The 14,328-nt window shown below is 38.1% G+C and carries 11 protein-coding genes; 2 read left to right on the forward strand and 9 right to left on the reverse strand.

Going from position 1 to position 14,328, the window contains the following annotated elements; all coding sequences use genetic code 11:
- Positions 1 to 75: 75 nt before the first annotated feature.
- The 6 genes from CYJ36_RS12840 to bla all read right to left on the reverse strand — a co-directional run bounded on the left by CYJ36_RS12840 (position 76) and on the right by bla (position 7,738).
- Positions 76 to 1,554: a glycoside hydrolase family 32 protein gene (locus tag CYJ36_RS12840; RefSeq protein WP_101567673.1), complete on the reverse strand. Its 1,479-nt coding sequence runs from the start codon at positions 1,552 to 1,554 to the stop codon at positions 76 to 78.
- 112 nt (positions 1,555 to 1,666) lie between these two features.
- A complete protein-coding gene (locus CYJ36_RS12845; protein WP_101567674.1) occupies positions 1,667 to 3,271 on the reverse strand; it encodes an ABC transporter substrate-binding protein in 1,605 nt (534 codons plus the stop codon).
- Between the two features lie 55 nt (positions 3,272 to 3,326).
- The gene (locus CYJ36_RS12850) at positions 3,327 to 4,208 is read right to left on the reverse strand and encodes a carbohydrate ABC transporter permease (protein ID WP_101567675.1); all 882 of its coding nucleotides are present in this window, start codon (positions 4,206 to 4,208) and stop codon (positions 3,327 to 3,329) included.
- 18 nt (positions 4,209 to 4,226) lie between these two features.
- A complete protein-coding gene (locus CYJ36_RS12855; protein WP_224768409.1) occupies positions 4,227 to 5,159 on the reverse strand; it encodes an ABC transporter permease in 933 nt (310 codons plus the stop codon).
- A gap of 688 nt (positions 5,160 to 5,847) precedes the next feature.
- Entirely contained in the window at positions 5,848 to 6,405 is a 558-nt protein-coding gene (locus CYJ36_RS12865) for an isochorismatase family protein (RefSeq protein ID WP_101567677.1), read from the reverse strand.
- 439 nt (positions 6,406 to 6,844) lie between these two features.
- The gene (bla, locus tag CYJ36_RS12870; RefSeq protein WP_374702802.1) at positions 6,845 to 7,738 is read right to left on the reverse strand and encodes a class A beta-lactamase; all 894 of its coding nucleotides are present in this window, start codon (positions 7,736 to 7,738) and stop codon (positions 6,845 to 6,847) included.
- 173 nt (positions 7,739 to 7,911) lie between these two features.
- Between bla and CYJ36_RS12875 the strand changes: the two genes are divergently transcribed.
- Both CYJ36_RS12875 and blaI read left to right on the forward strand, forming a co-directional pair.
- The gene (locus CYJ36_RS12875) at positions 7,912 to 9,672 is read left to right on the forward strand and encodes a BlaR1 family beta-lactam sensor/signal transducer (protein ID WP_257962471.1); all 1,761 of its coding nucleotides are present in this window, start codon (positions 7,912 to 7,914) and stop codon (positions 9,670 to 9,672) included.
- Between the two features lie 44 nt (positions 9,673 to 9,716).
- On the forward strand, positions 9,717 to 10,091 hold the full coding sequence (blaI, locus tag CYJ36_RS12880) for a penicillinase repressor BlaI (protein ID WP_101567678.1): 375 nt from the start codon (positions 9,717 to 9,719) through the stop codon (positions 10,089 to 10,091).
- A 583-nt stretch (positions 10,092 to 10,674) separates the two neighbouring features.
- On the opposite strand, the gene CYJ36_RS12885 is transcribed toward blaI, so the two are convergent.
- The 3 genes from CYJ36_RS12885 to CYJ36_RS12895 form a co-directional block, all read right to left on the reverse strand.
- A complete protein-coding gene (locus tag CYJ36_RS12885; protein ID WP_101567679.1) occupies positions 10,675 to 11,046 on the reverse strand; it encodes an iron chaperone in 372 nt (123 codons plus the stop codon).
- Positions 11,047 to 11,476: 430 nt separating this feature from the next.
- Positions 11,477 to 12,814, reverse strand: a complete 1,338-nt coding sequence (locus tag CYJ36_RS12890; protein WP_101567680.1) for an ABC transporter substrate-binding protein — start codon at positions 12,812 to 12,814, stop codon at positions 11,477 to 11,479.
- 18 nt (positions 12,815 to 12,832) lie between these two features.
- Positions 12,833 to 14,328: response regulator transcription factor (locus CYJ36_RS12895; protein WP_101567681.1), on the reverse strand; the 1,496-nt coding region annotated here is incomplete at its 5' end.

Below are 14,328 nucleotides of genomic sequence, written 5' to 3' on the forward strand. Positions count from 1 at the left end.
AAATATGTACAATCCTGTTAAAAAAGCTCTAATCACAAATACTCGATTAGAGCTAAAGGAAACAACGATTAACCTTTATCTGTTCCATATTGAGTTCAATTCAATTACCTTTAATTCCGGTACATTTGTTTTTCCTTCATTTGAAAAGAAAATAAGGTCTTTGCATGCCTCACTTGGGAATATTAAGCTAGTAACCGCAACTTCACCGTCATTAGCAAATATTTCAATTGATGAAGCATCAATAAACAGCTGAAGGTTTATTCGATTGTTTTTCATCTTCAAAGGAGCTTTTTGTACAGCAGGAAAGGATGACGAAAAACTATTTTCTCCAGAATTGGTCCGGTCTGCTAAGAGTATTTCCTTCAAGCAGTCATAACTTATGACTGTTTTTTCTGTTTCAGAATGCTTGATGATCACACCAAATGTATTTGAACTTCCTTTATCAAACTCAATATTTATCTCCATTGAATGATGGTTCAAACTAAATGATTGGAGTTCATTTGATTCAATTGAAAGATCATGGTATGAATGGATGCCTTTTCTCAGTGTACTCATTTCTGATACAGGTTTTTGAACTAAGCGAGCTCCATTATCACTAGAAGTTAAAGATAACACTCTTGGAAGTGTCATCGCGCTTCTCCATTCTTTTGTTGGAAGATGATTTGCATAACGCCAGTTGCTCATCCAGCCAATATAAATTCTTCTTCCATCATGAGAAGGAATGTCAGACCAGCTTACACCTGCATAATTATCCCTTCCATAATCCAGCCATAGAACCGTTTCATCATAGTTATCATTTACAAAGGTCAATCCATCAAAACTGCCGGTAAAATATTGTGTTCTTGATCCTTCCTTTAAATCCGGGTTATCTCCTATACTAACCAGCAAAACCCATTTTTGATTATCCGTATTCTGATCAACTGGTAATTGAAATAGATCCGGGCATTCCCAAACTCCATCATGTGAGCCTGCATGATTTCCAAATTCACTTGCAAATTCCCATTCTTTTAAATTTGGAGATGTATAAAATGTGATGGATTGTCCAGTAGCTAACACCATGATCCATTTATTCGTTTCACTATGCCAAAATACTTTAGGATCACGGAAATCTGTAATATTAACATCTGAAAGGACTGGATTACCTTCAAATTTTACCCAAGTTCTTCCATCATCTTTACTGTACGCTAGGCTTTGACGCTGGCGAGGGCGGTCAGAACCAGGATACATATCATGACTCGTATAAATCGCAACCAATCCTGGTTTATCGTCGAAAAATCCAGAAGTATTATCCCAGTCAACGACTGCACTTCCTGAAAAAATGGTTCCGTGCTTATCTGGAGACAGCGCAACAGGAAGATGCTCCCAATGGATTAAATCTTTACTGACTGCATGCCCCCAATGCATAGGACCCCATATCGCATCAAAAGGATGGCACTGGTAAAACAAATGATATTCATCGTTAAAAAACACCATCCCATTAGGGTCGTTCATCCAATTTTTTTCTGGTGAAAAATGAAATTGAGGACGATATTTTTCTTTTAATTTTTGTGTCATTTTTCTGTTCTCCTTTTTTAGGGAATCACGTTCCTATAAATTTAAACGATCAAACACTATTAATCTATTAGGCTGTACATCATGTACAGCCTAAGTCTTTTTAAATAATCTCTTATTTTTGATTTCTTTCAAATCCTGTTTGTTTAATTTCCAGCCATTCCTCCAAGCCTAGACGATCTAATTCTTTTAAATATTCGTCCCATTCAGCTTCTGCTTTTCCATTTGTGACCCATTCTGCTTTTTTCCTGTTCACATAAGCAAATAAATCTGTTTCTATGGTAGAAAGTTTATCCAGTTCCTCTATCGAGAAAAATACTTTTGGATAAATATTTTCTGCAGTCATGTGAGGCACCATAACATCTTTCATTAAGTTTAATCTCCAAGCAGCATCATCTGGTTTCGTTGTCACTTTTCCGTAATATTCGTCTAAAATGGCTAACGGCCCGCCTATATTCGTTTTTTGTCTTAATTCAACGGGTGCTGCTCCTTCTAAAGGTAAATGCTTTAACATACCGGCAGCTTCGTCAAATTCAAATATATTTTGCTGTTTTTTATCACCATACGTACCCCAGTTGTTTTGCACAGATTGAAGCGGGTCATATAATTGATCAATCCATTTTGCAGTCAGCTCCAGGTTTTGGTTGGCGCTTGTAATAACCATTCTGCCTCTATCAAACCCCATTCCGTTTGTTCTGGCTACGTTAACGTGGCCGTCCGGACCTGCAAGAGGCTTCATAAGATCATATTTATCGTTCATACCTGTAATATTTGCTTTATCCCATGTGAAATAAAGGCCGTACCTTTCATCTTTTCCTTTTGCAAGGTACGTATTCCAATCCTGTTCAAATGCTTCAATATCGATTAAACCTTCTTTGTGTAATTCATTAAAGAATGTAATCGCTTCTTTGTATCCATCTTCCGCTGCAGTAAAAGTTACTTTTCCATCGTTGCTTACAACAGTGTGATCCCAGTTGTCGCCTAAACCAAACGATCCAAACAGGAAAGATAAATCTTCTCCGCCGTGATTGGTAATAAAGGACATCGGAATTTCATCCGCTTTCCCATTTCCATTTGGATCTTGTGTTTTAAATGCAATCAATACTTCTTTTAGTTCTTCTGTTGTAGTCGGCATTTTCAGCCCTAATTTGTTTAACCACTCAACATTTATCCAAGGAAAAGTATCAACTGAATGAATACTTTCTTTACCAGACCCCAGCTCCTCGATCCATGGAAATGAATAAATATGGCCATCTGGAGCTGTCATCATTGCCTTATACTCTGGTGCATCCTCTAGTACTTTTTGCAAGTTAGGCATATATTTTTCAATTAATTCTTCCACAGGCACAATCGCTTCATCTTTTGCTAGTTTTAGTAAGTCATAGTCACTGTAGCCCGCATCCAATATTGCATCAGGCAGATCTCCGCTGGCGATAGCAAGATTCCTTTTTTCAACAAAAGAATCGTTTGTATAGTTTTTCCAATCAATATGAACGCCTGTTTTTTCCTCTAAACGCTTATAGATTAATTTTTCATTCGGGTCTTTAGGCGCCAGCGGTGAGCTTTGTGTCATAAATTTCAAAGAAACCTCTTCCTTTAACGGAAATGAAACTTCAGTCAGTTCGTAGTCTTTAGATGCCGTTTTACTATTGTTGCTGCAGCCTGCAGCTAGCACTAATGCTGCAACAGAAGAAAACATTGCCTTTTTAACATTTTTCATACATTTACCCCCTCGGTTTTTGTAAGCATTTACAAATCTATGTCTAATTTGGCCATTATTTCAATGAACCTACCATGACACCTTTTTCAAAATATTTTTGGAAGAAAGGATACATCACAATTAACGGAAGACTCGAAATAACAATGGCTGAATATTTTATCATTTCAGAGATCCTTGCCAGTTCTGCCATAGCTAATTGATCACTGATCATACCCGGATCTGCTTGATTTTGGATTAATATGGACCTTAAGACTAACTGCAGCGGGTGCAAATTAGGGTCCTCCAAGTAAATCATTGCGTCAAAATATGAATTCCACTGGCCTACAAATGCATACAATGCCAAGACGAAAATGATCGGTTTTGAAAGCGGTATGACTATCTTGAAAAAGATCAGTAAATCGGAGGCGCCATCAACTTTTGCCGCTTCATGCAATTCAATTGGAATGCCTTTAAAATAAGTTCTTGCTAAAATAATATTCCAGACACTTACAGCCCCAGGAAGCAAAATGGCCCATACTGTGTTCAACATCCCTAATTCTTTAACGACTAAGTATGTCGGAATTAAACCGCCGCTAAAAAACATCGTAATGATAAAAAGTGTCATGAATAAATTCTTCCCGACAAAACCTTTTATAGATAATGGATAGGCTGCAAAAATAGAAACAATAACCGTGATGACTGCAAAACCTGCAGAATAGAGAATGGCATTGATAAAACCGCGTACCATCGCATCATTTGATAAGATCATCTTATAGCCTTCGAGACTCCAGTCTGAAAATTTAAATGAAATTCCTTGATTTAATAACACCGTTGGATCCATGAAGGAAGCGATTACAACATAAACTAAGGGAACTAATACAATTAAGACCGCTAAACATAAGAAGACATTATTAGCAGCTAAAATAATTCGATCTATCCGGGTGTGCTTAATATTCATGCGGGAGACTCCTTTCCATTAATATAAACCTTCACCTTCATTTAATTTCTTAACGACGAAATTCACAACAACCAGCAAGATGACGTTGATCACAGAATTAAACAGGCCAACAGCTGTGGAATAAGCATAATCTCCTGCCTGCAAACCTATTTTGTACACATACGTCGGCAAGATCTCAGAGGTTGGTAAATTCATTGATGTCTGCATTAAATATGCTTTTTCAAACCCGATTGCCATAATCCCGCCTGCGCCCAAGATAAAGATAATAGCCATCAGCGGTTTTATTGTTGGTAAATCGATATGAATCATTCGCTGAATGATATTTGCTCCATCAATTGTTGCTGCATTATGCAGTTCAGGGTCTACATTTGCCAAAGCTGCGACATAGACAATCGATGCCCAGCCCGCTGCTTGCCATATTCCGGATAATATATAGATCGACCTGAAATATTCGGGTTCTGACATAAACATGACAGGCTTTCCTGTAATAAATGCCAGTAAGCTATTGATTGGTCCTGTCGGGGATAGAAAGATAAACAGCATACCGACAATAACGACTACAGATATAAAATTTGGAGCATATAAGATAAGCTGGATATTTTTCTTGATAGCTGTTCTTCTTAATTGATTCAGCATTAAAGCCAATATGATTGGAATTGGAAAACCCAGCAATAAACCAAATAAACTAAGTTTAAGCGTACTCATAAAGAGCAGTTCAAAGTTTGGTGATGTTATAAACTTGTCAAAATGCTTTAGTCCTGCCCACTCACTTCCCATGATTCCTTTTATTGGGCTGAAGTCTTTAAAAGCTATAATTGCTCCATACATGGGAATATACTTAAAAACGATTGTAAGGATAACAGCAGGAGCAATAAGCAAATAAAGAAAGTAATTCTTTTTGATATACTCGATATGGCTTTTAAAATTCGTTCTTGTCTTTTTTTCACTAATTAACTGAACATTTGTCTCTTTTTTAACGATTTCTTGCAAACTATTAACCTCCTTATATGAAAATGTACTGCCACGAAAAAGAATTCCAACGATGTGAGAACGTTTTCATATTTAAGTGATATATAATGATCCTTCCATACACCTAAATGTTCCCTCTCGTTTTTTATCCTTTAATGATTTTTAATATAACAAATTCATGACAGGGAATATTTCACTTTCTTTGGTTTAAAGGTTTTAATATTTTTGGATGTTTATTACGGCATCTCTGCTGTACGCAATTTTCATCCAAAAAAGACAGCACTACTGTTACTTTAATATAAAGTTTGATTAAATTGATCCAAATAACTTCGATAAATGAACAAAAAGAAAAAGCTTGTTTTGAAAAAAGATTAATCAAAACAAGCTTTAAAATATTTAATAGAGTCATACTTTCATAAAAAAATTTGATCATTTTTTCCTGTAATGCTCCACATTCTCGCCTTTTAATTGAAGATCGTTCTATGATATTCTTGCAACACCCATCTTCCAGATAGGCCCCCGATTATTGAATATTATTAAACACAAATTAAGCTACTTCTTTATAAACCAATACTTATTAATGTGAAATAATACTTGACCAATCAAACAACTTGTAACTGTAGAACCTGTAACAACTACAATAATCTCTAAGGGACCAAATGAATTAAATTTATCTGTAATTGTCATGGATTGGTTGAAACAACTCTTCTTGAGCAGTCCGAACAACGGAAAAATGGTCAACATTGTAGTGGCCATGAAGAATTTTATTATGATGATTTACGATTTGTTCAGCGGTCAGTACATCAGAATCTGTTGTAGAATGTCCATCACCAACTAATGTTACATCCAAACCATTAACGGTTCCCGTTCTTACAGCTGTATCAATACAATGTTCTGTTTTGCACCCCATTATTATGATATGTTTAATCTCATTTTCTTTTAATTCGTTTAAGAGCGGTGTTCCAAAAAACGCATTGGCAGCTCTTTTATCAAAGATCTTGGCAGATGGGGGAACTTTAATATCTGAATGAACCTCAAATCCATCCCCCTTCCCCTCTGCAACATCCAAATCCCTAATAAAGATAAGTTCAATTCCTAGTGCTAATGCTTTTTCAATGACGAGATTAATGTTATTCAATAATGCATCTTTGTTACGGACTGGATTATCTTTTTCTCTTCCATCTATTAGTTCTTGTTGAGCATCAATAACGATCAAAGCTTGTTTCAATAGAAAAACTCCTTTTCATATAAATTTTTACTCTGGTCCCAAACTTTTCTTCAATTTTATTCTTCATAAAATCGCCCCCTTTAATTTTGAACTTATTTCGTTATAAAACTATAGAATCCTCTTTTTCAACCTGGTATCATATGTACCTTTTCTCTCTTTGTTATGCCATAACATGGCCCGATTGTTGATCAAAAAGGTTTAAACCATTCTTCAATTAAACTCCCTCTATAAAGAAAGGTGATGATCTTTTTGTTGAGGCATCGCACCCTTTAATTTAAGTACAATATTTCACAATCTTGCTTTCATGGATAAATTACCATTTCTAAATAAGAACACCGTATACTGCCTAACAACATAATACCAATTTTTCCAAATAGAAGTACGAATAACAATAACTATATGCACAAAGATGAAATAGTTACTATCAAATCTGCCTTCTCTATTTTTTCTGCAGCTGTTTCAGCGCTTCTTCTGTAGCTTTGGCGATTAGTTCATCATCATACTCTGCGTCTGCTTCATCACGACTGGAGAGAACAGCTAGGATGATGGGGGAACCTTTTGGCGGCCAGATGACGGCAATATCGTTGCGTGTTCCATAGGAGCCTGCACCGGTTTTGTCCCCTACTATCCACCCTTCCGGTACTCCTGCACGAATCAGGGCATCGCCTGTTGTGTTGCGTTTCAGCCAGTCAATAAGGAGATTTTGCTTCTCCGCTGGGAGTGCGTCACCGAGTGTGAATGCCTGCAGGCTTTCGGCGAGTGCTTTCGGCGTGCTTGTATCCCTTGTTTCACCTGGCTTCACATTATTCAGGTCCGGCTCAATTCGTTCAGGTTCTGTCACTTTGTCCCCTATTCCTCTTAGGGATTCCTTAAAGCCAGCAGGCCCTCCAATAGCTTCAAAGATAAGATTCCCTGCAGTATTGTCGCTGTAGCGAATTGAGGCATCGCTTAGTTCCTTTAGGGTCATCCCCTTATCCAAATGCTTCTCAGTAATGGGATTATAATTGACGAGGTCTTCTTCTGTGTAGGTAATCCTTTCATCCAGGTCTTCAATGGATTTCTTTTGTAGCAGAGCACCTACTGCCAAAGCTTTGTGAGTCGATGCATAAATAAATCGTTCATCAGCCCGGTAAGATACAGATTTATTGGTCCCTGTATCAAGGGCATACACTCCAAGGCGGGCCTCATATTCCTTCTCAAGATTTTTAAAACCGGCCTCCACCGGCTCCTCCTTTGTAGGCTGTGCCGCGCTCTGAGAATTAGAACAACCGGCAAAAAGAAAAGCTCCTATTGTCAGCACTCCCGCTGCTTTCTTTATCTTTGAAAAATTCATACCTATATTCCCCATTTCTTTTTTAAGATTAAATTTGCCTTGAGACCAATTATATATTACACTTGTAATCATATACTACATTTGTAATCAATTGAAGTCAATTTCTTTTTTTTATTTCAAAATGTATAATAATTTAAAGATTTACGTGAAGACATTTGAAAAGGAGGGAAAAGATGATGCTCTTGCTTCATGTGATAATGACATTTGGAATATCGACAATTACCATTGGCGCAATCTTTCTTGTCAGGCGGTTCCAGCTGTCGGCAGCGTGGCGCTATAACCTGTGGTATCTGCTTCTCGCTGCGTTGACACTGCCATTTCTGCCAAAGGGCTGGATCCCGTTTGAAAAAAAGGCTGACATCGGGACCAGAAGCTTCTCCACGATTAATTTTTCCGGGAGTGACCAGGTAAACAGCGGGATGGAAGGCAATTGGATGCAGGATTTCGGCACTTCGGTAAATCAGATCAATTTTGATCATCTTAATACGGTTTTCTTTGTGATCTGGCTTGTCGGAATCTTCACTTTCTGTTTCTTCCTATGCCGCTCACAACTGGAGTTAAACCGTCTTTCAGCGACTGCCAGTAAGGTAAGGGGCACAGAGATCCTTTCCCTCTTTGAGGAGTGCAAAAATGATCTTGGAATCAGGAAGAGTATTGCTCTCTTGGAGTCATCCGACGTCTCTTCTCCGATGACGTTTGGTTTCTTCAGGACCACGATCCTGTTGCCGAAAGAAATGGATGTCCACCTTTCCCTGAATGAGATAAAATATTTGCTCCTTCATGAACTTCAGCACGATAAGAGTTTTCATACGAAGGCGAATTATATTTTCCTCTTCTATCAAATCCTTTACTGGTTCAATCCGCTCGTCTGGATAGCCTTGCGGGAGATGCGGGTGGACCGGGAGCTGGCTTGTGACGATGCAGTCCTTCACTCCCTCGATCCAGTTTCTTATAAGGAATATGGCCATACCATTCTTCATTTCATAGAGCGGAAGCAGCAGCTTGGTTTTTCTGCCTTAACGAACCAGCTTTCTGGATCAAAAAAACAGATTAAAAGACGGATTATCCATATCACATCATTCCAGAAAGATACCCGTTCCAGAATCATCAAGAGCATTATGCTCTATGCAGTCATAACGATCCTGGTTCTGACCCAGATATCGTTCTTCACGGCTGCATCCGCTGAAGAGGACCATATTGACCTAAAAGATCGGCAGGTTCTCCATGAGGATTTGAGCACTTATTTTACCGGAGCAGAAGGGAGCTTCGTTCTTTTCAGTTTGAAGGAAGACCGTTACCGCATTTACAATGAGGAGAAGAGCATGCAGAGGGTGTCGCCTGACTCAACTTATAAAATTTACAGCGCTCTGATTGGCCTCGAGGAAAAAGTAATCACTCCAGGTGATTCGGCCATGAAGTGGAATGGCAAACAGAATGAATATAAAGAGTGGAATCGGGATCAGACATTGGATACAGCCATGAAGAACTCCGTTAACTGGTACTTCCAGGACCTTGACAGAAAAATAGGAGAAGATACACTCACTGCTTACCTGGAACGGCTAAATTATGGAAACAAGGACCTTTCAGGAGGGGCAGGCAATTACTGGCTTGAGTCGTCCTTGAAGATTTCACCTGTGGAACAGGTTGAATTGCTGCGCACCTTCTATTTAAATGAACAGCATTTCAATCCTGTGAACGTCGAAACAGTGAAATCAGCCATCACCCTTGAAAAAAATGGAGAATCGCTGCTGTATGGTAAGACTGGTACGGGCATCATCAACGGAGAAATGGTGAACGGATGGTTCATCGGATTTGTTGAGACTAATAACGACACCTGGTTCTTCGCGACGAACATACAAGATAATGACACTGCCAATGGCAGTAAAGCGGCTAAAATCACATTGTCAATATTAAAGGATAAAGGATTGTATTGAAATTAGGTGTCCGAATGGGCACTGCTTGCTGAGGAGGTATAAATATGTCGAAGGAAATGCCCAGCATCACCGAAGCGGAATGGGAATTGATGAAAGTTCTCTGGAAGGAGTCTCCCTTAACAGCAAATGAAATCTGTTCCGCTATCCAGGAGTATGAAGATTGGAAACCAAAAACAATCCGCACATTGCTTGACCGACTTACCAAAAAGAAAGTCGTCGCAGCTAACAAAGACCTGCGTGTCTACACCTTCACCCCGCTCTACTCTGAACACGAATGCCAGCGTGCGGAAACCCAATCCTTCATCGAACGCATCTATGGAGGTACTACCAAATCCTTGCTGGTTCAATTTATCGAAGATGAAACCTTAACGAAAGAAGAACTCAAAGAACTAAGGGAAATGCTAGATAAAAAAATCTAATAGCAGAAAGAGGACGGTTCTAGTGCTTCTGAGGATGAAACTGGAACCGTCTTTCTTTTCAAAAAGCGTTATTTGCAAGTAACAATCCTTTTTGGATTAACGCCCCTGATGAATAAGAACTCTATTTTAAACTTAAATATTCTTGATAATGGGGGTTGTTCCCATAAACTTCAATACCTTAAAAATCTACGCAAGAATGATCTTCCTCATTTTAACAATAATACTCACAAAAGGCGCTGCCTAGTAAAAGGTAAGCGCCCGTTTAACAAGATATTATGGATTATCTTTCCTTTTCCTAGAGAAAACCCTTCACTTCACCTCTAACAAGCTTTTCTTTTCCAATATAAATTCTTCAATGATGTTTTATCTCTATATATATATATAAAAAGTTAGAAACCTCTTCATACTTGCTAACATCTAATTGATAGTATATAGAAAACTTTCATCTTCCACTTGACCGGTGCTGGAGAAGTATTTTGACAGGCGTTCGCATATGCTGCTATTGAGCTGTTGGCGCCTTAATTGTGTTGCAAAAACGCATGACATTTTTAGTGTCATGCGTTTTTTGATAAGGCGTGATGTATTATTTCCGCCAAAAAATCGTATATTCTGCTTTATCCTGAATATTAAATTCAATCATTTTCTCAAGCAATTCGTATTTTACCGGCTCATTCCACGGAATTCGAAACAAGCCTTTGGTAGCACTGTAGCCAGCTTGTGCAATGTCATCGGCAAAGTGCATAATGCCTGCTTCTTCAGGTGAAACGCTCAAATGATGCTTCGCTGTTGAAAAACCGATGATAAATGTACCGTGATCGGAAAACATTGGCGTATTCCACTTGATTTGCGGTTCCAAATTTGGGAATTTATTAGCAACCCACGCGAAAATTTCCTCTGTTCGTTCGCGGTGGTCGGGATTATCGATACCTGCTAAATATTTCGCAAAAACTTCCATGTCTTCCTCCTTCGATAGTATGCTATTTCCGCCAAAAATTTGAATTCTCAGCCTTATCCTTGATATTAAATTAAATTATCTTCACTAGCAATTCGTAATTAACGTTCTGTCCATTGAATTTGGAACAAGCGTGAAGAAGCACTGCAGCCAGCTTGGGCGATTTCATCTGCAAAATGCACCATTGTCTCTTCTTCGGGTAACATTTTAAATCATTTAAGGAATGCTCATTAATATCGCATGCAATACTGAAGCACCTGCACTTAAGCACTGTTTAACAATTTCATATCCAATTCCAGAAGCTGCTGCACCTCTATGATTATTTTTCTCCGTTTCAATTCTATCTAACCTCAAATACTACTATGAAACAGCTTATCAATTCTGGTGAAAAAAAATCCCCTAGCTATTTATCTACAGGATGACATCAGCAGTCTTACGGATTCTGCTTTTCTTTAAGACCCTTATTAATTTTTTCGACAGCTTTGGCCGCTGCAGACTCTACACTTTCTCCTCCTATCCCGATATCCTCAAACAGTTTTTTAATCGCTTCACTAACAACAGGATAGGCTGGCGTCACCGGGCGGTTTTCAGAATATTTTTGGGCCTGTTGCACAAAAATATTTTTCGGATAGGTTTGAAGTTCAGGAAATTCTTTAGATACTGAGTATCGTGCAGGTATATCACCTGTTAATTCTACATACTTTTTTGATCCTTCGTAACTTGTAGCATATTGTATAAATTCCCATGCTTCATCTGGATATTTAGATTTTTGCGAAATTCCAAGTGACCATCCTCCGTTTGGAACTACCTGGTTTTTATCCTTTGGCAAAGGTGCAATCCCAAAGTCTTCCCCTAATTTAAATTCCGGAACGTTTTTTTCGAAGTCTGCTAATGACCAAGAGCCCATTACAGTCATAGCAAGCTTTCCGGTAATAAAAGGATCTGGGGGCAATTCAACCGCAGCTACTTTATGCTTCTGATAAAGGTCTTGATAAAATTGCAAAGCTTCCAATGCTTCATTAGAATTTAAATATCCATCTGCTGTTGTCGCATCAGGACTTAACACATCGGCTCCGAACTGCCAAAGGAGCGGCATTTTAAAATAGGCTGGAGATTCACCATCGCTGAATCCCTGGGCTGGATCAATTCCAAATACATTTTCAGAAGGATTATTTATTTTTTTCGCAATCTCTAAGACCTCATCCCAAGTCATAGGATTATCAGGATCCTCTGACGGGAATGGAAGTCCGGCTTTTTTGAATAGATGCTTATTATAAAATAGGGCTACTCCGGACTCGACGATAGGAGAAAGATAAATTTCATCTTCATAGATCAATCCCTCAAGAGTAGCTGATGGGATATCTTCTAAATCCCCTTCGGATCTCATGTAACTGTCTATTGATAAGAGCCAGCCAGAATCTGCATATAAAGCCAGATTCGGACTGTCTATTGACATAACATCAGGTTGATTTCCTGCAGCAATTTCCGTCCGCAGCCTCAATTCATAGTCACCATATGGAACAGAAACCATATTAATTTTAATATCAGGGTGTGCTGACTCAAAAGCAGAAATGATCTCCTTATAAGCTTTATTCTCTAAATTCGTCCCGCCATTTCGCCAAAATGTGAGCTGAATTTTGTCCTTATCATCATTTTCAATCTCAGCTTGGTCTTTTTCTCCGCTTGAGAACCTATCGAAAAATGATAGTGTAAATCCAGCCATAATAATTAAAATGATCGAACAAATAATGAAAATCGCCTTTTTTTTCATCCTATTCCCTTTCTTTCATTAACTATAAAGTGACTTACGGAATTCAGCCGGCGTTTGACCAAAATGTTTTTTAAATACTGTACTAAAATAACCTGAGTTTGAAAAACCCACCAAATGAGCTACGTCAATTATTTTAAGCTGCTTATCTTTTAAAAATAGCTTGGCACTTTCCATTCGCAAGTTATTCAAATAATCACTGAAGTTTTGACCGATATGATTTTTGAAGATTTCAGATAAGTAAGCACTGTTGATATGAAATTGTTCTGATAATGACGAAAGCGAAATTTCATTTGCATAATGTTTGTCCAAATAACGGCGGACATTATCTACGATTGCCATTCCATTTGAAGAATTACGGGCTGCATGCACCTGCTCAATAATGGAATGAGCCAGATGAATGAGGTGTTCGATAACCCTGCTTTGAGAATTTAGCTCCCATATACTCTGCTGGCATTTCCATATCGTTTTATTTATTTCATTCGTATCTATATCGTATTTTCTTGCAAGTGAACCTAACAAAAATAAAATTCGATTGGCAACAAAAGAAAAGGACATCATCGAGCGGTTATTCGTTCCTCCCAAAATTGAATAAAGATTATTCTTAAAAGCTTCATAGTTTACATTTTCAATCGCATTTATTAATTTCTTTTCAATATCAGGTGAAAAATGAAACATCTCTTTATTAATTGTGCCTTCTATAACCTGTGATTGTGAGCCTAACTGACTTTGACTCCAAGAAAGCAAAGCTGAAATATAGCCTGTTTTAAATTCTGTAAGACCAGTAATAACGGTTCCAATACCAATTACTGTTTCTAGATTTAAGAATTCCTTTACTGATCGCTGCACTGATTTTATAAAACTGGATGTGTGAGTGAACGGTTCTGAATCTATTCGATGGATAAAGTGAATTGTATTTGCATAGCTTGCGTCATAAAAGGAATAAGTCCCTTCATGCGATTGAGCTATTTCCCTGCATAGCATTCTAAAAGGAAGCCATAGTTCCTTTATTATATTTGGATAGTGATCAGACCCTCGAATCTCCACTGTAACAAATTGAACCTGTACGTTTTCATTCGTAAAAACACTTAACTGCAGCTGATGCAGTCTCTCTACTGCCATATTTAGTTCTGACCATTCCTCTTTAACTAAATGCAGCAAATACTGTTCTCGCATTTCTTCTAACTGGCTGTGAACAAGCCTGCTCATACGATCTGATTCGATTTGATTTCTCTTCTCTTCCTCTACTTCTATTCGAATCCTTCTTAAAGCTTCTGTTAATTCATCTGGATCAACAGGTTTTAATAGATAATCTTTTACTCCTTCAATCATTGAAGACCTTACATACTCAAAATCCGAATATCCAGATAAAACGATCACCTTTACATTGGGATGTTCAAGATGACAGTGCTTAACAAATTCGATGCCATCCATGATTGGCATTCTCACATCTGTAATGACAATGTCTGCATCAATTTTCCTTAATTTTTCCAGTGTTTCTTGCCCATTTGAAGCTT

This window comes from Bacillus sp. UMB0893 (genome assembly GCF_002858905.1).
In the GTDB taxonomy this organism is placed as follows: Bacteria; Bacillota; Bacilli; order Bacillales; family Bacillaceae; genus Bacillus_P.

What these genes read in the sequence shown, in the direction of transcription:
- CYJ36_RS12845 (WP_101567674.1), bottom strand. Translation starts at nt 3,271, where the DNA reads ATGAAAAATGTTAAAAAGGCAATGTTTTCTTCTGTTGCAGCATTAGTG.
- CYJ36_RS12850 (WP_101567675.1), bottom strand. Translation starts at nt 4,208, where the DNA reads ATGAATATTAAGCACACCCGGATAGATCGAATTATTTTAGCTGCTAAT.
- blaI (WP_101567678.1), top strand. Translation starts at nt 9,717, where the DNA reads ATGTCGAAGGAAATGCCCAGCATCACCGAAGCGGAATGGGAATTGATG.
- bla (WP_374702802.1), bottom strand. Translation starts at nt 7,738, where the DNA reads ATGAATTTTTCAAAGATAAAGAAAGCAGCGGGAGTGCTGACAATAGGA.
- CYJ36_RS12890 (WP_101567680.1), bottom strand. Translation starts at nt 12,814, where the DNA reads ATGAAAAAAAAGGCGATTTTCATTATTTGTTCGATCATTTTAATTATT.
- CYJ36_RS12875 (WP_257962471.1), top strand. Translation starts at nt 7,912, where the DNA reads ATGATGCTCTTGCTTCATGTGATAATGACATTTGGAATATCGACAATT.
- CYJ36_RS12840 (WP_101567673.1), bottom strand. Translation starts at nt 1,554, where the DNA reads ATGACACAAAAATTAAAAGAAAAATATCGTCCTCAATTTCATTTTTCA.
- CYJ36_RS12885 (WP_101567679.1), bottom strand. Translation starts at nt 11,046, where the DNA reads ATGGAAGTTTTTGCGAAATATTTAGCAGGTATCGATAATCCCGACCAC.